The following is a 24580-nucleotide window of genomic DNA, read 5'->3' as shown; positions in this document are numbered from 1 at the left end:
TTTCATTGAAGTGAAAGTAACGAAAGTGGTTGATTTTATAGGTTAACCACTTTTTTTTTCTTCATTACTTTTTATAGCAGCTTCTATGATTTTTATAACGAGCATCCCATCTTCTGCAGTTACAGGAACGGCTTTGTTATTTCTAATAGCATCGAAAATACCGTCGTAATAAATCATGTAATTTCCGATAGCCGTAGGAATGTGTTCTTTTGTAATTTTACCATCTTTTTCAGTGTGTAAAAGTCCGCGTTCGGTTTTAGGTTCTATTCCCCAATGATTACTATTCGGTTTTTTTTCAGCTTGTAAATTTTTTTCCTGGACGTCAGCTCTGCTTTTAATAAAAGATCCTTTTCTACCATGTAAAATACTTCCCGGTAAAGGTTCGCGAACAAAGTAACTTGATTTTAAAATAACTCGATGTGTAGGGTAGAAAAGCTTGACGTCGAAATAATCGCCAACTTTAGAATTCGGTCGGTAACTGTCTAAGTCCGCAAAAAGAGCTTCGGGCATTCCAAAAAGCTGTAGAGCTTGATCGATTAAATGAGAACCTAAATCGTATAGACTACCAACACCGGCAGTTGGTGTTTCTTTATGGGTTTTATAACTAAGCTGTGGATCGAAACGGTCGAAATGAAATTCAGCTTCAACCAACTCTCCAATTAAATTTTCAGAAAGTACCTGCTTTATCGTTAAAAAGTCACTATCGTAGCGTCTGTTATGGTATACTGATAGAGTAACGTTTTTCTCTTTAGCTAAATTAATAAGCTCTTCGGCTTCAGCAACAGTCGTGGTGAATGGTTTTTCAACTACAATATGTTTGCCCGCTTCAATAACTTTTTTAGCAAATTCAAAATGCGTGACGTTAGGGGTGTTTACAACAACCAATTCAATATTGTCATCAGACAACATGGTTTCCAAAGATATAAATGTTTTTATATTCGGGTAATGCTTTTCAGCTTCGTTCTTAGTGCGTTCAAATACACCATATAAATTGAAGTTGGGATTTGTCGAAATGAATGGTGCATGAAACACATGGCCACTCATGCCGTAAGAGCATAAAGCTGTATTGATAGGTTGCATAGGGTTGTTTTTAGACTTTCTTAAAATTAAGAATAATAAGTGAATGTCTGAACTCTAAACAGATTACTGCTTTTTATATTTTCCGGGACTAATACCTATACGTTGTGAAAATGTTGATGTAAAATGTTGAAGAGACGAAAATCCGCAGGCAAAAGCAATTTCAGACATGGTCATGTCGTTTTCTTCTTCAATTAAATCTATAGCTTTTTGTATTTTTAAATTAATGATGAAACTGTTAGGCGGATAACCGGTAAGGTTTTTTACTTCGTATGTAAATTTCGTTTTTCCCATACCAAATTGATAGGCCAATTCATCAATTATCCATTTCTTGCTTAAATCACTGTGGATAACTTGAGTTAGTTGATCTATAAATGTATCTTCTCGATGCGATTTTTGTTTTCTTAGATATAAATGGCGATGAATATCTATAAATAGGTTTTCAATAATGTTGCCAACCATAATTTCGTAGCCTTCTTCCTGATTTGTTAGTTCCTTTTCAAGGTCAACAAAGTATTTTTTAAAAATCTTGGCCTTTTTTATAACGAACTCTTTGTCGTTTGCTAATAGAGTGCCGAAACTTTCCTGAAAATCGGCAGGTAGTTTTGTCCATTTACCAAGCTTTAAAGGTATTTTATCTGTATAAACTTCGGGTTTGATGACCAGCCAGTTTATTTGGCCAATGTCCATTTTCCCTGTCGGGCTCCCATTTAATTGCCAGGGAGCAGAAATAGATAAGTTATCGGGTAATAATTCAATTTCTTTATCATCAATAACCCAGTTGTATTTTCCGCTATGTACAAAATGGATTTCAATACCGTCATTAAGGTGAGGCAACATGTTTTCGTCCATTTTGACTTTCGAAAATTTCATGCTTCCAAAATGTCTGATATAAGGTAGTTTAGCTAATGGGCCTAAATTTTCATCGTACCACCAAACACCTTGATTTCCCGTTTTGTTTTTTTTGCTTGAATTTTCCAATACCTGTGACGTTAATTGATTAGTAATTAATGTAATGTCTGTTATGTGAACTTAGTTGGTTATTGATAATGTCCTTAAAATAGACTTATAAAATTGACCATCGTTTAAAAATAGCATTTTATTTTTGTTAAAATGACAATATTGCTACGTTTATACTAATTTCGTAGTTAGTCTTTTTTGAACGTTGTAAATATAATGTTTTAAAAATCAGATAAAAACATAAAAATCGATTGCAAAAATACAAACTTTCTTAAATGTTGAAGTTTGTATTTTTTGAAATCAGGAAAGGAAATTAGTAACCAATAAAGCTGTAAAAAATGTTGAAAACACGAATGAAATTGAATTTGAAAAATAGCAAAATCTTAATCTTAGTTATAGCTTTTTTAACCGTTTATTCTGTTAATGCTACCGAATTATGGGTAAGTAATATGGGTAAAGATTCAAATCCAGGAACTAAAGAACAGCCATTAGCAACGTTAAATATGGCCTTGAGGAAGGTGCGAGATTTACGTAGGTTAAATAATCCTGAGGTTAAAGAAGGTGCTCGAATTATTTTGATGGATGGCGTGTTTAGTTTGGAAGAACCGGTTTTTATTCGTCCTGAAGATGCTGGGACTGACGAAAGTCCGACAATTATTGAAGCAGCAAAAAATGCAATTCCCGTGTTAAGTGGAGGTATTCAAATTTTAAATTGGAAAAAAGCTGAAGCGATAAACGGATTGTCAGCCGGAACGGTTTGGGTGGCTGATGCCCCTAAAAAAGCAGGTTCGGTTTTAAATTACAGGCAGCTTTGGGTTAACGGAAATAAAGCAACAAGAGCTAAAAGTACGAAAGGCGATAAAATGGATCGCATTTTGTCTTGGGACAAAACTTCTGAAACCTGTTGGATTCCTTATAACGATAAATCGGTTGTTTTCGAACCGGGTATGGAAATGTTTATTATGCAGTGGTGGGCTATAGCTACGCTTCGTATTAAAGATATGGAGGTAAAAGGCGACAGCGCTAAATTGTATTTCGAGCAACCTGAAAGCCGCATTCAAAGCGAACACCCTTGGCCAGCACCTTGGATTTCAGAAAAAACAGGAAATTCGGCTTACTTTTTAAATAACGCGTTGTGTTTATTAGACGAGCCGGGCGAGTGGTATTTAGATCGCTTAAATGGTAAAATATATTACTATCCAAAACCTGGAGAAAATATGAATTCGGCAAAGGTTACGGCTCCGATTTTAGAAAGTTTAGTTGAAGTTAAAGGTACCGTTGATACACCTGTTCAATATGTGTATTTTAAAAATATAGCCTTCGAATATAGTAATTGGTTACGTCCGTCAGAGCAAGGTCATGTGCCTTTGCAAGCCGGAATGTATATGTTGGATGCTTATAAGTTGAAGGAACCAGGAACGCCAGATAAAGCAGGTTTAGAAAATCAGGCTTGGCTGGGTAGACCAAGGTCGGCTGTCGAGGTTAATTTTGCTAATAATATTTTGTTTGAAGGTTGCTCGTTTCAGCATTTGTCTTCAACAGGTTTAGATTTTCATAAAGGAACCAATAACAATACGGTTCAGGGAAATTTATTTAAAGATATTGGCGGTAGTGCCATTAATCTTGGAGTATTTTCAGATGAAGCCTTCGAAACGCATTTGCCGTACAATCCTTCGGATGAAAGAGAGGTTTGCTCAAACGAAACCGTAATCGATAATCTTATTACTGATGTAACTAATGAAGACTGGGGTTGCGTGGGTATTAGTGCTGGTTTTGTTAAAAATATTACGATTGCGCATAACGAGATTAGTGATGTTGCTTATACCGGAATTGGTTTAGGCTGGGGCTGGACAAAAACCGTTAATGCCATGCGTAATAATAAAGTGATTGCGAATAAAATTCACCATTACGGAAAACATTTGTACGATACTGCCGGGATTTATACGCTTTCGGCACAACCTGAAAGCGTGATTGAAGAAAATTATGTTTACGACATTTATTTCAATCCTTATGCTCATGATCCTTACCACTGGTTTTATTTGTATACCGATGAAGGCTCTGCGTATTTCGATGTTAAAAATAACTGGGTTCCGGCTGAAAAATTTCTTCAAAACGCCAACGGACCAGATAATATTTGGGAAAACAATAATGCTTACGTAGATGAAAGTGTTAAAACCAATGCGGGAATCCGTGAGCCATATAAATACCTGTTAAAAGAAGTTGTAGTTGATACGAACTGGCCAATGCAGGAGATTCCTCATTTTGCTGTAGTTGAATTAATAGGTAAAGGATTCGATGCTGAAACAATTAAAAAAATAGCCAAAACCAATGGGGTGATTGATGCGCAATTGTATCAATGGAAAAAGCACACGGTTTTATATGCTAAAATGAATCATATTGAATATTTAAAGCAGCAACTGGCATTAGAATATCCGAAAGCTGAAATTAAAACATACGATACGCCGGTTTATGATTTTAACAAGTTTGAGAGATGTGAGGATACGGCGATGGCAGCAGAATGGGAGCATATTCTATTAACTGCCAATTTGGTTGATGATGTAAAACTTCAGGAAGAATATTTAGAGTATCACGATACGCAGTTTGAAAAATGGCCAGAAGTGGCTCAGGGTTTTTGTAACGCCAATTTTCAGCAGTTGCAGGTCTTTAAAAACGGGCGACAGTTAATGCTGGTTATCAGTATTCCTAAGGGAGCCAATTTAGATGAGTTAAATCCAAAAACAACAGAAAACAATCCACGTGTAGACGAGTGGAATGAAATAATGAAACGATACCAAACAGGAATTAAAGGAACCAAATCTGGTGAGACCTGGGTGTTTTTAAAAAAATTAAACGAATAATCAACATGTTAAGAATTGCAATTCTAGGTCTAGGAGAAGGACGCAGCACCATGTCGGCTGCATTGGAAAGTAAAAAATTAGAGTTAGTTACTATTTGTGATAAGAATGAAGAGCTGTGTAGGCAAAGAGCAACAGAATTCGATTTTAAAAATTATACAACAGAATACGACGATTTATTAAACGATGAATCGATTGATATTATAGCCATTTACACGCCCGATTATTTGCATGCCGAACATGTGAAACAGGCTTTATTAGCTGGAAAACACGTGGTGTGTACAAAACCATTTATCGACGATTTGTCGAAAGCAAACGAGTTGCTTGAAATTAGTGGACGTACCGGTAAAAAGGTGTTTGTTGGTCAGAGTTCAAGGTTTTTCGAGCCAATGAAACGCCAGCATAAAGATTTCACCGAAGGTGTTATTGGTGATTTAATTACTATCGAAGCACACTACCATGCCGATCACCGCTGGTTCTTGGAGAAAGGCTGGGCACTTTTAGATTCTTTCAAATGGTTGTATGGTGGATTAAGTCACCCGGTCGATTTCATTAGATGGTATTTGCCAAATATTGAAGAAGTTATGGGCTATGGTATGATCAGTAGCAATGCTAAGAAAGCCGGATTGAAGAACGAAGATACCATGCACTTTATTTTTAAAGCTCAAGATGGTCGCGTAGCTCGCGTAAGTGGTGTGTATACTTCACCAACACAACCAACAAAACGCGATAGTGGGATGAGTTGTATTTTAAGAGGAACGGAAGGTGCAAGTCAGGCCGATTATCATGAATTGCGTTATTCGGTAACAACCAAAGAAGGTGAAGAAAAAATTATTCACTGGGGAGATGAGAAACTGAAATATTACTTCAGATTTTCGGGACAAACTCACCATGCCGGAGAATATCAAAACTACTTGGAATATTTTGTAGATAGTATTGAGCAAGGATTTACGGCCTACCCAGACATGAAAGAAGGTATTGGAACGGTTGCCTTGTTAATTGCCATGGACAGAACGTTAAAAACGGGAGTTCCTGTTAAAATTTCTGATATTTTAGCAGAGTATAATCTTGTTAAATCAGAGGCTGTTTAATTATGGGGCAAATCAGTAGTTTTTTAGAACCAATAGACTATGGGGTTATCATAGGGTACCTTATTCTTTTAGTTGGTTTCGGATATTATATTTCATTCATAAAAAATAAAAAAACAGATGCCAGTTACTTTGTAGCTGGTAATACTTTGGGGTGGACCAGTATAGGTCTTAATATGTGGGGAACCAATGTGGGGCCTTCAATGCTAATTGCTTCAGCGAGTATTGGGTTTACAACAGGAATTGTAGCAGGTAATTTTGCCTGGTATGCTTTTGTGTTCATTCTGTTACTGGCTGTGGTGTTTTCACCGCGTTATCTTGGGGCTAATGTAGTTACATTGCCTGAATTTATGGGGAAACGCTTTGGCGATTCCACAAGAAATATTTTAGCATGGTATACCTTAATTACCATTCTAATTTCGTGGTTATCTTTAACCTTATTCGCAGGTGGAATTCTGGTGCAACAGCTGTTAGATATGCCAATGTATTTATCGGTAATTTTAATGGTAATTTTATCTGGATTCTTTGCTGCAGCGGGTGGACTAAAAGCCATTGCTTATACCAATGTATTTCAAATGCTATTGCTTATAGGTGTTTCTCTTTTATTAGTGATCTTAGGAATTAATAAAGCCGGTGGAATCGAACATATTTATAACAGTACGCCAGGTTCGTATTGGAATTTGTTTTTACCTGCCGATGATAGTAATTACCCATGGACGGCAATCATACTAGGGTATCCTATTATGGGAGTGTGGTTTTGGTGTACCGATCAATCTATGGTACAATCCATCTTAGGTGCAAAAAATTTAAAACAGGGACAATTAGGTGCTAACTTTATTGGTTGGCTGAAGATATTAGATGTACCGTTATTTATCTTGCCGGGTATTGTATGTTTTGTGTTATTTCCGGAATTGCAAAATCCTGATGAAGCCTATATGACTATGGTAACGCAGCTATTTCCTGTAGGATTAAGAGGGTTGATTATAGTAGTGTTAATCGCGGCATTAATCAGTACCATTGGTTCGGCATTAAACTCATTAAGTACCGTGTTTACTATGGATGTATACGTTAAAAAATACAGACCAGATGCAGCGCAGAAAAGAATAGTTAAAACCGGTCGATTAGTTACCTTATTCGGATCGATTTTAGCAGTTTTAATCACCTTGGCTATCAACAGTATCAAAGGGTTGAATCTTTTCGATATTTTTCAATCTATTTTAGGATTTATTGCGCCTCCAATGTCTGTAGTATTTCTTTTTGGAGTTTTATGGAAAAAAACCAGTACAAAAGCTGTAAATTTAGTGTTGACTTTAGGGACAGTACTTAGTCTTGGTGTTGGGGTACTGTATTTATGGGTGTTCCCAAATGGTGAATATCCTTGGCCTCACTTTTTACTGTTGTCTTTTTACATATTTGTAGCCCTTTGTGTTATGGTTGTGGCTATTTCATTAGCCGATAAAACCGTTCAGGAAAATCATGATGAGTTATTAACCATCAATCCAAAGGCACGACCAGATAAACAGGTGAAATTGTTGTGGGTACTGTTAACCATTGTAATGGTTTTGTTATACATCTTTTTCAACGGTCATTAAACCATGATGAATTGGGTTTCCAGTTCGCTAAAAATATAAACAACTAACATGTATTATAAGTCGTTAACGTCAAAAATTATATGTTCATTATTAGTGCTTTTCATTTCGGGAAGCACTTTGTCTGCTCAAGAAACTAACAGTGAAGCGACCTGGATATGGTATCCTGGCGATTTTGAGGTTTGGTTAAGCAATAAAATGCAGGTAAGACGTACAGAGCGTGAAGCTGTTTTTCCACCGCTTTGGCAATATTACAGTCCGTATGCTTTGGTGACTTTTCAAACCGAAGTGGATATTCCTGAAGAAGATGAAGTGAAAATCTTTTCAGAAGGTCCTTTTCAGTTAATAGTCGATGGTGCTCAAATCCACGGACAGCCAAAATCGATAAAAATTCCATCAGGGAAGCATAAAATATCTTTAAAAGTTTACAATCAGGAAGTATTGCCGGCTATTTTTATTGACGGAACATATGTAAACTCCAATGCGAGTTGGCAGGTAACAAACGAAGATAAATTGTGGATTGATGAAGCCGGAAATGCACAACAATCAGGAACACCGTGGGTGCCTGTAGGATCATGGAATTTTAATACGCCAAATAACAAACCTTCAGAATTTCAATTAGCCACCGAATCCTGGATCGCTAAAGAGGTTGAGAATATTGATGGTGGAAAATTGGTCGATTTCGGAAAAGAAACCTTCGGTTACATTCAAATTCACGGTTTAAAAGGAAAAGGAAAGTTAGCCATGTATTACGGCGAATCTCGTGAAGAAGCTTTAGATTCTGCCAAGTGTGAAACTTTAGACCATTTGTCTTTCGACGGAAAACAAACTGAAACCTATACGCTTGAAGGGTCAAAAGCCTTTAGATATGTGCAGGTTCAAGCTGAAGCTTCTGTTCAATACGATTCTATTACGATGCTTTATGAATATTTACCGTTAGACTATCGCGGAAACTTTAAATCGTCTGATGATTTACTAAATCAAATCTGGGATGTATCGGCATATACTATGCATTTAACCTCTCGTGAGTTTTTTATCGATGGCATTAAACGCGACCGCTGGGTGTGGTCTGGTGATGCTTATCAGAGTTATTTAATGAATTACTATTTGTTTTTCGACTCGCCATCGGTAGAGCGTACATTATTAGCGCTTCGTGGAAAAGATCCCGTAACGGCACACATCAATACCATTATGGATTATTCGCTGTACTGGTTTGTGGGGATTTACGATTACTATTTATATACCGGAGACACCAAGTTTATTCAAACGTTTTATCCAAGAATGAAATCCTTAATGGAATTCTGTTTAGGAAGACGAAACGAAAATGGATTCCTTGAACCGTTGGAGGGGGATTGGGTGTTTATCGACTGGGCAGATGGTTTGCCAAAAACAGGCGAGACTAGTTTCGAGCAAATGCTTTTGGCAAGAAGTTTAGAGGCTATGGCGGTTAGTGCTGAAATTGCAGGTGAACAGGAAGATTTTAAAAAGTATCAAACCCTTGCCGAAGATTTAAAAGCGAAGTTGTTTGATGTCTTCTGGGATGAAGAGCAAGGCGTCATGAAACACCAACGTGTTGATGGCGAAATGCAGGATATTGTAACACGTTACGCGAATATGTTTGGTATATTCTTTAACTATTTTGATGATACCCAAAAACAAAGTGTTAAAGATAAAGTCTTGTTGAATGACGATATTCTTAAAATCACAACTCCATACATGCGTTTTTACGAGTTGGAAGCGCTTTGTGCTATGGGAGAACAAGAATTTGTTTTGGATGAAATCCGTGATTATTGGGGAGGTATGTTAAATCTTGGAGCCACCTCGTTCTGGGAAAAGTACGACCCAAATCAAAATGGTGAGGAGCACTTAGAAATGTATGGCAGACCTTACGGAAAAAGCCTTTGTCATGCTTGGGGAGCAAGCCCAATATATTTATTTGGTAGATATTATTTAGGTGTTGAACCAACGGCAGCAGGATATGAAACCTATACAGTGAAACCAAATTTAGGCGGACTGAAATGGATGGAAGGTAAAGTGCCTACACCAAATGGAACGGTCGATCTTTACTGTAGCACACGTGAGATAAACGTAAAAGCTTCAGAAGGCGAAGGAACTCTAATCATAGAAAGTAAAAGTAAACCTTCAACAAATGCGGGAGAGGTGAAATCGTTAGGTAAAAATAAATATCAGTTAACGATTAAACCTAACACTCAATATTCAATCAAATACAAAGCACTATAATTCTCTATAATGATTAAATTTATTAACAAGTTATCTTTTGTTTTGGCTTTAGCTGGGTTGTCGGCTGTGGCACAAAACACCGAAATTCAATATTTATCTGGTACAGGATATCAAGACACGAAAGAATGGGAATTTAAAATTTCCGATGGACGTAAAAGTGGCGAATGGTCTACTATTAATGTGCCTTCTGTTTGGGAACAGGAAGGTTTTGGAAAATATCAGTACGGTATCCGTTTCTACGGAAAGCCATTTCCTAAAGGTATTGCCGACGAGGTTGGTGAGTACAAATACAAGTTTACTGTACCTAAAGCATGGGAAAACAAAATTGTAAAAATAGTTTTCGATGGCTCGATGACTGATACCAAGGTGCGTATCAACGGGCGTTCGGCGAGCGATGATACACACCAAGGTGCGTTCTACAGATTCAAATACGATATCACCGATTTATTAAAATTCGGAAAAGAAAACGTACTGGAAGTTACCGTTAGTAAGGAATCGAAAAACGCGAGTGTAAACCTTGCGGAAAGACGTGCCGATTACTGGAACTTCGGAGGGATTTTCCGTCCGGTGTTCTTAGAAGCGCTTCCAGCAACACATATCGATTATACATCTTTAAAAGCGGAAGCAGACGGAAGCTTTGAAGCGAATGTATTTTTAGGAAAAGCAGGTCAAAATGTATCTGCTGAAATTACCATTTTAGATGAAAAAGGTAAAAAAGTAGGCCCTACTATGAAAGCTGAAGCCGTTAATGGCGCCGATAAATTGCATTTAGAGGGTCAGTTTGAAAATGTAAAACAATGGACAGCCGAAACACCAAATCTTTACACTGCTGAAATCAAGTTGTTAAAAGACGGTAAAGTCGTTCACGAAATCAAAGAAACCATTGGTTTCAGAACCATTGAAATTAGAAAAGGCGATGGAATCTACGTTAACGGACAACGTGTGTTAATGAAAGGGGTAAATCGTCACAGTTTCTGGCCGGAATCAGGGAGAACCTTAAATACCGAATTAAACTATGCCGATGTACGTTTAATTAAAGAAATGAACATGAACGCCGTACGTTTATCACACTATCCCCCAGATCCAGACTTCTTAAAAGCTTGTGACGAGTTAGGATTGTATGTTATGAATGAACTAGGGGGATGGCACGGACATTACGACGATGCTGTTGGTAAAAAGTTAGTAAAAGAAATGGTAACCCGCGATTTAAATCACGTGAGTATTATTTTCTGGTCTAACGGAAATGAAGGAGGCTGGAATACCAATTTAGATGACCAATTCGATATCTGGGACTTACAAAAACGCCCGGTATTACACCCGCAACAAGAGCACAATGGTGTAGAAACGATGCATTACCGTTCTTACGGAGAGACTTTAGAATATTTTAGAGACGATAATATTTTTATGCCAACCGAATACCTTCACGGATTATACGACGGTGGTCACGGTGCAGGTTTCGACGATTACTGGGAAGTAATGCGCAAGCACCCAAGAAGTGGAGGAGGTTACCTTTGGGTTTTTGCCGACGAAGGTATTGCACGTACCGATCAGGATGGTCGTATCGATAACCAGGGTAACTATGGTGCCGATGGAATTGTTGGGCCACATCACGAAAAAGAAGGTAGTTTCTTCACTGTAAAAGAAGTGTGGTCGCCGGTTATGATTATGAACAAACCCGAATTACCAAGTGATTTCAATGGCACATTTTCAATTGAAAACCGTTACGATTTTACCAATTCAAACACTTGTACATTCGAATACGAATTAGTGAAATTTACCTCGCCGTTAAACGGAAAAGCTGGGCGTAAAACAGTTAATAAAGCAACAATTAAAGCTCCAAGTATTGAACCTCACGGAAAAGGGGAGTTAAAAATAAACTTGCCAGTTAACTGGAAAGATGCCGATGTATTATATGTAAAAGCAATGAATGCCAAGGGTGAAGAATTATGGACTTGGGATTTCACCTGGAAAAAAGAAAGTGAAGCTAAAGCATCAGCTTCAGGAAATGTTGATTTAAATGAATCTAATGAGTTTTATACGGTTTCAGCTTCAGGAACAGTTGTCAAATTCGATAAAACTTCTGGGAAATTAGTTGAAGTTAAACAAAATGGAAGCACCATCAGTTTAGCTAACGGACCAAAAATTATTATGGCACGCCGTGGTGATCGTACGTTAGACGGAACTGTAAATCCTGAATTCTTAAAAGGAGAAGATCGTATTTATAAAGAATTTGCTTGTATTGATGAAGAAGTAAACTGTTCTGAAAACTTGTTAAACATTTCAGCTAAAGAAGTTGACGGAAAAGTTGTTGTTGAAGCCAATTATCACGGTATTCTTCAAAAAGTAGTTTGGACAGTTGATGCATCAGGATTAATTCAGTTAGATTACGAATACGAGTATAATGGTGTTGTTGATTTAGCAGGTGTGTATTTCGATTATCCGGAAGAAAAAATGCAACATAAAAAATGGTTAGGTGATGGGCCTTACCGTGTTTGGCAAAACCGTTTAAAAGGAACCACTTTAGATATCTGGGAAAACGATTATAACGATCCAATTCCGGGTGAGTCATTTAACTATCCTGAGTTTAAAGGCTATTTCAATAACTGGCAGTGGGCTGAGTTTACCACAGAAGAAGGTAAAATATATATCGAAAACAAAGGAACCGATACATACTTAGGGGTGTATTCACCTCGCGATGGTCGTGATGCTTTATTATACACGATTCCAAATACAGGAATTGCCCTGTTAGATGTAATTCCTCCAGCGAGGAATAAAGTAAATGCAACCGATTTATGTGGACCATCATCACAACCAAAATGGTTAAGCGGACTACAAAAACGTACGGTATATTTAAAGTTTGATAAATAATAGTTGTCAACCTGAAATGTCACACTAAGCGGAGTAGAAGTGTAGTTTCAGGTTTTCAGTTAAAATAAAAAGTGAAAATGAAATCAAAAGGTATTTTACAATTTGCTGCAATAATCGGTATTCTAGTTTCAGTAATTTCCTGTGTTTCAAAACCTGAAAAGTTGAAGAAACGCGAAATTACCGATGCTGTAATGGAAGAGATTTATAACGAAATTAAAACGCCATATAAATACGGTATGGTGATGGTGCCAACGGATAACTCTTATAAAATGGATTGTCCGAGTATTTATAGAAAGGATGGTAAGTGGTATATGACTTACTTGATTTTTGAAGGTCGTGGCTACGAAACCTGGTTGGCCGAAAGTGACGATTTATTACACTGGAATCACTTAGGGAAAGTCATGTCGTTTTCAAAAGATACCACCGAATGGGACGTGAATCAAAAAGCGGGTTATATCGCTTTACAAGACCCAACCTGGGGCGGCTCGTATGCCTGGGAACCTTACGATGGTAAATACTGGGTAAGTTATTTTGGAGGAAATACCACAGGTTATGAGGCTGGTATTTTGTCTATGGGAATGGCTTACGCCGATGAGTTGCCAACCACGCCTAAAGAATTTAAGCGTTTGCCGGAACCCGTATTACGACCAAACGACGATAAAGCGAGATGGTGGGATAACAGTACCATGTATAAAAGCTCGGTGATTCGTGATGTGGAGAAAGAAACAGGTCATGAATTTATCATGTATTACAATGCCCGTGGCGATAGTATTAATCCGGCGAAAGGTGCTGAACGTATTGCAATGGCAGTTTCAGACGATATGAAAAACTGGAAACGTTACGGCGATGCGCCTTTAATTAATCACCACAGAGGAATTTCGGGTGATGCTTATATTCAACGTATTAACGATACCTGGGTGATGTTTTATTTTGGTGCTTTTTGGACCGGTTGGGATCAGGGTGCTTTTAACCGTTTCGCAGTGTCTAACGATTTAATTCACTGGAAAGACTGGGAAGGTGAAGATTTAGTTAATTCAACCGAGCCTTACGACGATATGTTTGCACATAAATCTTTTGTAGTGAAACATGATGGCGTTGTGTATCATTATTACTGTGCGGTGAATAAAGCCGGACAACGAGGTATTGCTTTAGCAACGTCTAAAGATATTGGAACAAGCGATTTACATTTTGTGGCACCACCAAATGAAGAAAATAAAGCTGAATAACGATGTGTCACCCTGAATTGTCTCACTGAGCGGAGTCGAAGTGTATTTCAGGGTCTCATTAAGTTAGGTTGCAAATTTCAAGAAGCCGAAATAAATTCGGCATGATAAAAAAGATGTATCGATGAGGAAAAGAATTAGTGTCATATTGTTTTTAATAAGTAGTACTTGGTTTGCTCAGGCACAAACAGTAACAGGAGAGCCAGCAGGCATTCCTGAAATTCCAAAAAAGTATAGCTACACACCATGGGAAGATCCGTTGGTAACCAGTATAAACCGTCAACCAGCTAGGGCGACGGCTTATTCGTATAAAACGGTTGAAGATGCTTTAGAAGGCAACCGCGAGAAAAGCCGATTGGTCATGCTTAACGGCGAATGGGATTTTAAATATTCAGTGAATTTAGATCAGGCGCCAAAAGATTTTTACAAAACCGAAGTTGAAGGTTGGGATAAAATTGAAGTGCCTTCTAACTGGGAATTAAAAGGCTACGACATTCCTATTTATAAAAGTGCCGTATACCCATTTAGACCAGTGAATCCGCCATACGTGCCGAAAGACACCAATGGCATTGGATCATATCAGCATAAATTTAAAGTACCTAAAGACTGGCAAAAAGATATGACTGTAACGCTTCATTTTGGAGGGGTAAGTTCTGCTTTTCAAGTGTGGTTAAATGGTGAGTTTTTGGGTTATGGTGAAGATAGTTTCTTGCCTTCAGAATTTAATATTTCACCTTACATAAAAGAAGGCGACAATGTATTGTCGGTTCAGGTGATGCGTTACAGCGATGGCGCGTATTTAGAAGATCAGGATCACTGGCGTATGAGCGGTATTCAGCGTGACGTTTTCATTATGGCCGAACCTAAATTACGCATTCAGAATTTCTTCTATCAAACCAAATTAGATAAACAATATAAAGATGCGGTGTTTCAATTGCGCCCGAAACTGGAAAATCTTACTGGTGATACCATTAGAAAAGCGAGTTTCGAGTTTCAGTTGTATAACGATAAAAACGAAGCCCTTTTTGAAAAACCTGTAGATACTTTAGCGATAGATATGCTTAACGAAAGTTATCCTCGTTTAGATAATGTCCGTTTTGGTTTGTTTGAAAGAAAAATTGAAAATCCGAAGAAATGGAGTTCAGAAGATCCTAATCTGTACACGTTGGTCATGACCTTAAAAGATGATAACGGTACAATTACCGAAGTAAAATCTTGTAAAGTCGGCTTCCGTTCTATTGAATTTTCGAAAGAAAACGGTAAAATGCTGATAAACGGTAAGGAAACTTACATTTACGGTGTGAATCGTCACGACCATCATCCGGTTCGAGGTAAAGCCTTAACGCGTGCCGATATTGAGGAAGATGTTAAAACGATTAAGCAGTTTAATTTTAATACTATTCGAACAAGTCACTATCCAAACGATCCGTATTTCTACGAATTATGCGACGAATACGGGATTATGGTGATGGATGAAGCGAATCTGGAAACTCACGGTATTGGCGGGCAATTAAGTAACGACTCTAAGTGGACTCATGCTTTTGTGGAGCGTATGAGCCGTATGGTAGAGCGCGATAAAAATCACCCAAGTGTTATTATCTGGAGTTTAGGTAATGAAGCGGGGAAAGGTCCAAACCATGCAACAATGGCAGCCTGGACACGCGATTTCGATATTACCAGACCAATACATTACGAGCCAGCTCAGGGAAATCCAAGACTGGATGGTTATATTGATGAGCGTGATCCGAGATATCCAGCGACAAACGACCATTCACACCGATTTGAAAATCCGCAGGACGATTGGTATGTCGATATGGTAAGTCGTTTTTATCCGGGAGTATATACGCCTGAATTTTTACTTCAAAATAAGTCTGATATGAGACCAATTTTGTTTGTGGAATATTCACACTCTATGGGGAATTCTACCGGAAATATGAAAGAATTCTGGGACGAGTTTAGACGCTTGCCAAGAATGATTGGTGGTTGTATCTGGGATTATAAAGATCAGGGCTTATTAAAAGTTGATGAAAAAACAGGTCAGGAATTTTATGCCTACGGTGGCGATTTTGGCGAAGTGCGCCATGATGGTAATTTCTGTATCAATGGTATTGTTGCTTCCGATGGACGACCAAAAGCAGCCATGTACGAAAACAAGTGGGTGTATCAACCAGTGACTTCAAGTTTTAAAGGACATCATCAATTAAAAGTGAAAAACCGACGAGCAGAAAAATCACTGGACGATTTAATTCCCGTGTTAAAGATAGTGTTAAATGGGAAAGTTTTTAAAGAAGTGGTTTTAGAACCTTTTAATCTGAAAGCAGGTGATAGTACTGTTTTAGATTTGGGTAAATACGTGCCTATGTTTAAAACGAATGCAGAAATTCTTCTTGAGATTGAGTTTCAACTTTCGGAAGATACACCTTGGGCTAAAAAAGGATTTGTAGTAGCAAAAGATCAATTCGCCCCTAAACAATTAAGAGACAAATCTTATTTGTTTTCAAAAGAAAAAGGAAGTATTTCAGCTGCTGAAAATAATGACGATATTGAAGTTTCAGGGGAAAATTTCAACATTAAATTTAATAAAGAAAACGGGGCTTTAAGTTCGTATGTGTTTAATAACGAAGAACAGGTGTTTGCCCCATTGCTGCCAAATTTCACTCGTCCGTTTACCGATAACGACAGCAAAGGATGGAAACCACATAAAGTTTTAAAACAATGGTACGATAACAAGCCTGTGTTAACTTCCGTGAAAACGGAACAATCTGGAAATGATGTGCTGGTTATTTCAAATTACGAGATGATTAAAGATAGCGCCAGTGTTTCTGTAACTTATAATATTAAACCGTCTGGATTAATTAAAGTGGATTATAAACTTAGCGCTTCAACCGATTTACCGAATATTCCAAAAGTGGGCATGCAAATGGGAATAAAAGACGATTTCAGACAAATTTCATGGTACGGAAAAGGGGAGTTGGAAAATTACATCGATCGTAATTATGGCTTTTTTATAGAACGTTACAGTTTGCCGTTAGATGAGTTTATGGAGCCGTATGTTAGGCCACAGGAAAACGGTAACCGAACCGATGTACGCTGGATGGCAGGTACAACTTCAACTAAAAATGAAGGACTATTGGTTGTTGCCAATCAACAACCCTTAAGTATGAGTGTCTGGCCGTATACCGAAGAAAACATCAATGAAGCGAAACATACTTACGATTTAGTAGAATCGGGATACTTAACCATAAATATCGATTTAATTCAAATGGGTATTGGTGGTAACGATAGCTGGTCGCCGGTTAGTGCCCCATTGGAAAAATATCAGATTCCGTCGAAAGATTACGAGTACAGTTTCTATGTATTGCCTTTTAAAGGGAAAGACGGATTAAACAAAACATTAGATAAATTTCAGTATTAATGACCTTATCTTTTAAACATATTTGCCTGATTCTGGTGCTGCTTTTAGTGTCTTGCAAGCAAGAAGAAACACAAAAGTTGACTTATTTTGAACCAACTGAAGATTCTTCGAAACCTTGGGTATACTGGTATTGGATGCGTAGTGCTTACTCTAAAGAAGGCATTACTGCCGATTTAGAAGCGATGAAACAAGCCGGGATTCGAGGGGCTTATTTAATGACTATTAAAGGTCCGGATGAAGAACCTTTAATGAATCCGCCAGTGGTACAATTGAGCAAAGAATTCTGGGATTTGGTGCGCTGGGCATTAACAGAAGCCGACCGATTATGCTTAAAAATCGCTTTCCATCCCGCAGATGGTTTTGCAGTAGCCGGAGGCCCTTGGATTACCCCTGAATTATCCATGCAAAAAGTAGTTTGGGCAGACACAATGGTGAGTTCAGAACAAACTAAAGGATTAAAATTACCTGTGCCGGAACAATATAAAGATTATTATCAGGACATTGTTACGTTTGCCATTCCTGTTAATAAGGTGTTTAAAACATCGGTGAATATTCAACCTAAAATTACCACCACTTTAGATGGTGTTGACGCTTCATTTTTAAGCGATAATTCAACCGAACAAACACAATTTAGATTAGGAGAGCCGGGCTATATTCAATATGAATTTGATATGCCTTTCGATTGTAAATCGCTTCAGGTGGAGACTAAAGGGAATAATTATCAGGCGCATCGTATGCTTGTTGAAATAGGCAACGACGGCAAAACCTTTAAAAGCCTTGGTCGTTTAGAAACCCCACGTTCGGGTTGGCAGGATACCGATGCGTTTTATACGCACAGCCTTTTCGCGAAAGCAAAATATTTCAGGTTTGTTTATAATCCTGAAGGTTCAGAACCGGGTGCCGAAGATATAGATATGGCGAAATGGAATTCGCCGTTTAAAGTCACAAAAATAATTCTTTCAGAAGAACCTTTAATTGATAATTATCAAGGAAAATCGGGTGCCGTTTGGCGTTTAAGTTCCAGAAATACCGAAGCCGAAATTCCAAAATCGGAGTGTGTGAAAGCTGAAAATATGGTGAATGTTTCAGAGTTTATTGATGCCAATGGCGTTTTAAACTGGGAAGCGCCAAAAGGAAACTGGCGTATTATGCGTTTCGGGCATACATCAACCGGACATGAAAATGCAACCGCAGGTGGTGGCCGTGGACTGGAAGTCGATAAATTTAATAAAGAAGCGGTTCAGTTTCAGTTAGACCATTGGTATGGCGAAATGCGTCGCACAGCAGGTGAAGAACTTGCTTCAAAAGTGGTTGAAATTCTTCACATGGACAGCTGGGAATGTGGTAGCCAGAATTGGTCGCCGGTGTTCAGAGATGAGTTTAAAATGCGTCGCGGTTACGATATCGTTCAATATTTACCGGTTATGGCCGGAATTCCGTTAGACGATATTGAAAAATCGGAACAAATTCTTTACGATATTAGAAAAACGATTGCCGAATTAACGGCTGATAATTTCTTCGGAACTTTAAAAGAAGAAGCGATAAAAACAGGAGTGAAGTTCAGTACAGAGAATGTGGCACCAACCATGACAAGTGATGGGCTGTTGCATTTTAAATATGTTGATTATCCGAGTGGTGAATTCTGGTTTAGAAGCCCCACGCACGATAAACCAAACGATATGCTCGATGCCATTAATGGCGGACATATTTACGGTCGTGATATTATTCAGGCGGAAGCCTTTACCCAATTGCGAATGGATTGGGATGAGCATCCAGGGAATTTAAAAACCATGGCCGATAGAAATTATGCTTTGGGTATTAATCGCTTTTTCTACCACGTGTTTATGCACAATCCGTGGGTAGATAGAAAACCAGGCATGACTTTAGATCCTATCGGAACCTTTTTTCAGCGCGACCAAACCTGGTGGGAACCGGGAAGTGCATTTTTCGAATATTGTAAAAATGTACAGTTTCAGCTTCAAAAAGGACAACCGGTCATCGATTTTGCGGTGTTTACGGGTGAAGATATTCCGTCGCGCTCGGTATTACCAGACCGTTTGGTGCCGTTTTTGCCGAATATTTTTGGAGCAGAACGCGTGGCTTCAGAAGCTATTCGATTAAAAAATGAAGGGCAGCCAACGGCAAGAATGCCAAAGGAAGTAAAATACACGAAAAACAGCACCGATTTATCGGAATGGGTGAATGCTTTAAACGGTTATAAATACGATTCGTTTAACAGCGATGTGTTGTTAAATGCTGAAGTAAAAAATGGTCAAGTCGTTTTTAAAGATGCTTTAACTTATAAGTTATTAGTGTTTCCGGATCACCGAAAAATGATGCCGAGTAACATCATGTCTTTGCAAGTTGCTCAAAAATTAGTTGATTTGGTAAAAGCCGGAGCGACTATTTTAGTAGGTGAAAAGCCTAATGAAAAAGCCGAGTTGATGTCGAGCCAAACTGAATGGCAAACTTTAGTTGATGAACTTTGGTCGGGCAACGGACAAAAACAATGGGCTTTAGGTAAAGGAAAAGTGATTCAATTGCCATATTTGGGAGCTACGTTTTCAGAATTAGGTGTTGAACCTAATGTTTTGGTTGATAAAGATATCGCCTGGACACAACGTCAATCTACTGATGAATCGATTTATTTCTTATCTAATCAATTAGAAGAAACACGTCAGTTAGAGGTGTCGTTTAGAATTAGTGGCAAGATCCCGGTGTTATATCATCCCATTTCAGATGAAACGATAGTATTAGAAAACTGGACGGTTGATAACGGCAGAACTATTATTCCGTTACAATTTCAGCCTAACGAAGCGTATTTTATCATTTTTGAAGATGAAACCGATAAAACCGTTTCAACGGGAACGCCAAACTGGGAAAGTTTTAAAATGGTTGAAACTTTAAATGAAGATTGGACGCTTCAGTTTGATGCAGCTTACAACGGACCTTCAGAGGCTCTTCAAATTAATCAATTATTCGACTGGACAACTTCAGCTAATGATAGTATTAAATTTTATTCAGGAACGGCGACATACACGAAAACATTCAATTGGAATGAAAGTAAGTCTAACGATTTTTGGTTGCAGTTTGATGAGGTTAATTGCATTGCCGAGGTGATTTTAAATAACAGAGCTTGTGGTGTTGTCTGGACGTATCCTTTTAGAATAAATATTTCTGAAGTCTTAAAAACAGGAGAGAATACGTTGACTGTAAAAGTTACAAACACTTGGGCTAACCGATTAATTGGCGATGAGAAATTACCAAAAGACCAACGCCTAACATGGACAACGGCACCGTTTAGACTCGATGATACCATGATGGTGAAATCTGGCCTATTGGGAGAAATAAAAATTATTAAGAAAAACTAAACGTAATTCATGAAAAATAAAATAGTATTAGTAATAGCTTGTGTTTTTAGCGTATTCACTTTGCAAGCCCAAATAAAATTGCCGGCATTATTTACCGATAATATGATGTTGCAACAACAGGGCAATGCGCCTATTTGGGGCTGGGCTTCGAAAAATGAAAGCTTAAAAATTACGACGTCTTGGGATGGTAAAATATATGATATAAAAGCCGATAAAACCGGAAAATGGAAAACCAGTTTACAAACTCCTGCGGCAGGCGGGCCGTATACGATTTCGGTTTCTAACGGGAGCGAAACTAAAACGGTTAATAACGTGTTGATAGGTGAAGTTTGGTTGTGTTCTGGGCAGTCTAATATGGAAATGCCTTTAAAAGGTTTTCCTGGTCAGCCGGTGCAAGGCGGTAATGAAGCGATTGTGCGTTCAAACAATAAAAATATTCATTTTATAACCGTACCACGAGCAACGGTTTTAGAGCCAAAACAAGATTTTGAAGGGGGCTGGCAAGTGGCTTCGCCAAAAACAACTGGCGATTTTAGTGCGACAGCATGGTATTTTGGGTCGTTATTACAAGACGTTTTAGATGTGCCCGTGGGTATGATTGTAGTATCGTATGGCGGTTCGAATGTTGAAGCCTGGATGAACGAAGAAATGCTTAAAGATTTCGATTTAGCTTTAGAGTTGCCAAAGAGTGAGGCTGATTTAAAAAGCAACCCTAATCGTGTACCAACCACGTTGTTCAACGGCATGTTATCTCCTGTAATTGGTTATGGTATCAAAGGTGCGATCTGGTATCAGGGGGAATCGAATTACGAACGTCCGTTTCAGTATAAAGATCTATTTAAAAAAATGGTAACGTCATGGCGCGAATTATGGAATCAGGGAGAATTTCCGTTCTATTTTGCACAAATAGCTCCGTTCGACTATGCACGTTTTCATCCAAATGATAATATAGAAGAATTCAATTCGGCTTACTTAAGAGAAGCACAGTTAAAGGCTTCAAAGGAAATTCCTAATTCAGGAATGGCGGTGTTATTAGATGTTGGTGAGTTTGGTAATATTCATCCGGCACAAAAAAATAAGGGTGGTGAGCGTCTGGCATATCAGGCATTAGCCAAAACTTATGGTTTTGAGGGTTTCGAGTTTGAAAGTCCGGAGTTTAATGCTATGGAAGTTAAAGGAAGTACAGTAACCGTTTCGTTTAATAATGTACCGAACGGCGTAACGTCTTACGACAAAGAAGTAGTTGGTTTCGAAATTGCAGGAGAGAATAAAGTGTTCTATCCGGCACAAGCTGTTTTAAGAAGAAAGTCGGTATTGTTATCGTCACCACACGTTGAAAAACCAGTTGCTGTTCGATACTTATTTAAAGATTTCACTAAAGCTGAAATTTTCAGTACCGGTGGTTTACCAATGTCTTCGTTTAGAACCGATAATTGGTAGTTAAATATGCGCTTCGACAGGCTCAGCGTGACATCTTGTTCTGTTCTACTATTGTCAGACTGAGCTTGTCGAAGTCCATTTTGAAGTAATTAAATTCAATTAATAAAAAGGAAAGTGCTATTAACACTAAAAAAATACAGTTCATTAAGTTTGTTTTTTCTGATGTTCTTTTCAGTAAAGGCACAAATCCCCACGCTTGAAAATTACAATCAGGTTTGGACGACCCAAAGTAAAAATGCATCTGAATCTATGCCTTTAGGAGGAGGTGATATTGGTGTGAATGTTTGGGTTGAACAAGGTAATTTGTATTTCTATTTTTCAAAAAGTGGCACCTTCGACGAGCATAATACTTTATTAAAATTAGGACGTGTAAAAGTAGAATTAATACCGAATCCTTTTAAAAATAATGAAGGTTTTCATCAGGAATTCGTTTTAAAAGATGGATATATTACGGTTTCACAAAATAATACCGAAGTTAAACTTTGGGTCGATGTGTTTAATCCGGTTATTCATGTGGATGTAAAGAGTAAAGAGGCTTTAATCATGCAAGCGTCTTACGAAAGCTGGCGTTACAAAAACAGAAAAGTTGAAGGCCGCGCGAATAACGCCAATTCTTATAAATGGGCACCGCAAGGCGATATTATTACTTATAAAGATTCCATTTCGTTTGAAGATAATAGTGTTCAGTTTTATCATAAAAACAGAGAACATACCGTGTTTGATGTTGCGGTAAAGCAGCAAAAAATGGAATCGGTTAAAGAGGATATGATGAATCCTTTAAAACACCTTACGTTTGGGGGTGTTATGAAAGGAAGAGATATGAAATCTAAAGGTGTTTATACTGGAAAATATGTGAATACCGATTTTCAGGGCTATAGTCTGGTTAGTCGAAAACCAAGTAAAAAACACAATTTAGAGTTGTATCTGCACACGGTTAAAAATGAAGATATTTCAGTTTGGAAAAAAGAGTTACAAAATTTATTAGCTTCATATAAACCAAAAGAAAAAGAAGCGAAACTTTGGTGGAACAATTTCTGGAATCGTAGTTTTATTTATACAAAAACTGATAACAAAACTCAGAAAGATTCTGTTTATCAAATAGGTCAGAATTATCAGTTATTTCGTTATATGTTAGGTTGTAATGCTTACGGAAAATACCCAACAAAATTCAACGGTGGTTTGTTTACTTACGACCCAGTGTACACTAAGGAAGACCATACGTTTACGCCTGATTTTAGAAATTGGGGCGGAGGTACCATGACGCAACAAAATCAGCGTTTGGTTTATTTTCCGATGCTAAAAAGTGGCGATTTCGATATGATGGAATCGCAGTTAGATTATTATTTAACACTTCAAAAAAATGCTGAATTACGTAGTAAAGTCTATTGGAATCACAATGGTGCAACGTTTACCGAGCAGTTAGAAAATTTTGGTTTGCCAAATCCAGCAGAATACGATTGGAAACGTCCTGCAGATTACGATCCGGGATTGCAATACAACGCTTGGTTAGAGTATCAATGGGATACCGTTTTTGAGTTCTGTAAAATGATGCTCGAGCAAAAGGAATACGCCAATATCGATATAAAAAAATACAATGGATTTATCTTAAGCTGTCTTCGGTTTTTTGATGAACATTATCAGTATTTAGCCAAGAATCGTGGGCGCAAAGCTTTAGATGCCAACGGGCATTTAGTCTTGTTTCCTGGGTCGGCAGTAGAGACGTATAAAATGGCGAATAATGCCAACAGTACGATTTCAGCATTAAAAGTGATAAGTGAAAAATTATTAAAATGGTCTTCAGAAGATTTATCTGCTGAAGAGATTGAATATTTAAAAGCCTTTCAAACCCGCATTCCGCCGTTAAATTTCAGAGAGATTAATCATCAAAAGGTATTATCTCCAGCGAAAACTTGGGAACGTATTAATAATACCGAGGCTGCACAATTGTATCCGGTGTATCCATGGAAATTGTACGGCATTGGGCAACCTGATTTAGAGGTGGCGCAGAATACTTATAAGTTCGATGAAGATTTAATAAAATTCCGAAGTCATGTAGGTTGGAAGCAGACTAATATCATGGCAGCTAGACTTGGGCTAACCAGTGAAGCTTCAAAATACATCTTGTTAAAAATGGCGAATGCGGAACCCCGATTTCCAACATTCTGGGGACCTGGTTTCGATTGGGTGCCAGACCACAATTGGGGAGGTTCGGGTATGATTGGTATGCAGGAAATGCTCATGCAGGAAGTTAATGGAAAAATTTTATTGTTTCCGGCATGGCCAAAAGACTGGGATGTGCATTTTAAATTACATGCTACGCAAAATACTACTGTTGAAGTGAAACTAGAAAATGGAGAGGTAGAAATTATAAAAGTTATTCCTGAAAGCAGGAGAAACGATATTCAAAATCTGTTAGATTTTACATTAACCGAAAAATTAAACTTAAACTAAAA

The 24580-nt window shown here is 37.9% G+C and carries 12 protein-coding genes; 10 read left to right on the top strand and 2 right to left on the bottom strand.

Annotated elements, in window-relative coordinates:
• Positions 1-42 precede the first annotated feature (42 nt).
• Together NO995_RS03715 and NO995_RS03710 are read right to left on the bottom strand one after the other, a co-directional pair.
• The gene (locus NO995_RS03715) at positions 43-1080 is read right to left on the bottom strand and encodes a Gfo/Idh/MocA family oxidoreductase (protein WP_258226318.1); all 1038 of its coding nucleotides are present in this window, start codon (positions 1078-1080) and stop codon (positions 43-45) included.
• A 63-nt stretch (positions 1081-1143) separates the two neighbouring features.
• A complete protein-coding gene (locus NO995_RS03710; protein ID WP_258226317.1) occupies positions 1144-2058 on the bottom strand; it encodes an AraC family transcriptional regulator in 915 nt (304 codons plus the stop codon).
• A 317-nt stretch (positions 2059-2375) separates the two neighbouring features.
• Here NO995_RS03710 and NO995_RS03705 point away from each other — a divergent pair, with 317 nt between their 5' ends.
• From NO995_RS03705 to NO995_RS03660, 10 genes are all read left to right on the top strand, one after another.
• Positions 2376-4895, top strand: a complete 2520-nt coding sequence (locus tag NO995_RS03705) for an L-rhamnose mutarotase (protein ID WP_258226316.1) — start codon at positions 2376-2378, stop codon at positions 4893-4895.
• Positions 4896-4900: 5 nt separating this feature from the next.
• Positions 4901-5983, top strand: a complete 1083-nt coding sequence (locus NO995_RS03700) for a Gfo/Idh/MocA family protein (protein WP_258226315.1) — start codon at positions 4901-4903, stop codon at positions 5981-5983.
• Positions 5984-5985: 2 nt separating this feature from the next.
• The gene (locus NO995_RS03695) at positions 5986-7572 is read left to right on the top strand and encodes a sodium:solute symporter (protein WP_258226314.1); all 1587 of its coding nucleotides are present in this window, start codon (positions 5986-5988) and stop codon (positions 7570-7572) included.
• 48 nt (positions 7573-7620) lie between these two features.
• Positions 7621-9810 carry an amylo-alpha-1,6-glucosidase gene (locus NO995_RS03690; protein WP_258226313.1) on the top strand — a complete coding sequence of 730 codons (2190 nt, stop codon included), beginning with the start codon at positions 7621-7623 and terminating at the stop codon, positions 9808-9810.
• Between the two features lie 9 nt (positions 9811-9819).
• Positions 9820-12678 (top strand): glycoside hydrolase family 2 TIM barrel-domain containing protein, encoded by a 2859-nt coding sequence (locus NO995_RS03685; protein WP_258226312.1) that lies wholly within the window; start codon positions 9820-9822, stop codon positions 12676-12678.
• A gap of 77 nt (positions 12679-12755) precedes the next feature.
• Positions 12756-13904: a glycosylase gene (locus tag NO995_RS03680; protein WP_258226311.1), complete on the top strand. Its 1149-nt coding sequence runs from the start codon at positions 12756-12758 to the stop codon at positions 13902-13904.
• A gap of 121 nt (positions 13905-14025) precedes the next feature.
• Complete coding sequence (locus NO995_RS03675; protein ID WP_258226310.1) at positions 14026-17316, top strand: glycoside hydrolase family 2 TIM barrel-domain containing protein; 3291 nt, start codon at positions 14026-14028, stop codon at positions 17314-17316.
• A complete protein-coding gene (locus NO995_RS03670; RefSeq protein ID WP_258226309.1) occupies positions 17316-20687 on the top strand; it encodes a glycosyl hydrolase in 3372 nt (1123 codons plus the stop codon). The genes NO995_RS03675 and NO995_RS03670 overlap by 1 nt, the downstream gene beginning before the upstream one ends.
• Positions 20688-20696: 9 nt before the next feature.
• The gene (locus tag NO995_RS03665) at positions 20697-22127 is read left to right on the top strand and encodes a sialate O-acetylesterase (RefSeq protein ID WP_258226308.1); all 1431 of its coding nucleotides are present in this window, start codon (positions 20697-20699) and stop codon (positions 22125-22127) included.
• A 162-nt stretch (positions 22128-22289) separates the two neighbouring features.
• Entirely contained in the window at positions 22290-24578 is a 2289-nt protein-coding gene (locus NO995_RS03660; RefSeq protein ID WP_258226307.1) for a DUF5703 domain-containing protein, read from the top strand.
• Positions 24579-24580: the final 2 nt, after the last annotated feature.

Origin of the sequence: Aestuariibaculum sp. M13 (assembly GCF_024723255.1) — a bacterium.
GTDB classification, from domain to species: domain Bacteria; phylum Bacteroidota; class Bacteroidia; order Flavobacteriales; family Flavobacteriaceae; genus Aestuariibaculum; species Aestuariibaculum lutulentum.
This window is presented reverse-complemented; position numbering and strand designations above follow the sequence as displayed.

What these genes read in the sequence shown, in the direction of transcription:
- NO995_RS03715 (WP_258226318.1), bottom strand. Translation starts at nt 1,080, where the DNA reads ATGCAACCTATCAATACAGCTTTATGCTCTTACGGCATGAGTGGCCAT.
- NO995_RS03705 (WP_258226316.1), top strand. Translation starts at nt 2,376, where the DNA reads ATGTTGAAAACACGAATGAAATTGAATTTGAAAAATAGCAAAATCTTA.
- NO995_RS03700 (WP_258226315.1), top strand. Translation starts at nt 4,901, where the DNA reads ATGTTAAGAATTGCAATTCTAGGTCTAGGAGAAGGACGCAGCACCATG.
- NO995_RS03695 (WP_258226314.1), top strand. Translation starts at nt 5,986, where the DNA reads ATGGGGCAAATCAGTAGTTTTTTAGAACCAATAGACTATGGGGTTATC.
- NO995_RS03690 (WP_258226313.1), top strand. Translation starts at nt 7,621, where the DNA reads ATGTATTATAAGTCGTTAACGTCAAAAATTATATGTTCATTATTAGTG.
- NO995_RS03685 (WP_258226312.1), top strand. Translation starts at nt 9,820, where the DNA reads ATGATTAAATTTATTAACAAGTTATCTTTTGTTTTGGCTTTAGCTGGG.
- NO995_RS03680 (WP_258226311.1), top strand. Translation starts at nt 12,756, where the DNA reads ATGAAATCAAAAGGTATTTTACAATTTGCTGCAATAATCGGTATTCTA.
- NO995_RS03675 (WP_258226310.1), top strand. Translation starts at nt 14,026, where the DNA reads ATGAGGAAAAGAATTAGTGTCATATTGTTTTTAATAAGTAGTACTTGG.
- NO995_RS03670 (WP_258226309.1), top strand. Translation starts at nt 17,316, where the DNA reads ATGACCTTATCTTTTAAACATATTTGCCTGATTCTGGTGCTGCTTTTA.
- NO995_RS03665 (WP_258226308.1), top strand. Translation starts at nt 20,697, where the DNA reads ATGAAAAATAAAATAGTATTAGTAATAGCTTGTGTTTTTAGCGTATTC.
- NO995_RS03660 (WP_258226307.1), top strand. Translation starts at nt 22,290, where the DNA reads ATGTTCTTTTCAGTAAAGGCACAAATCCCCACGCTTGAAAATTACAAT.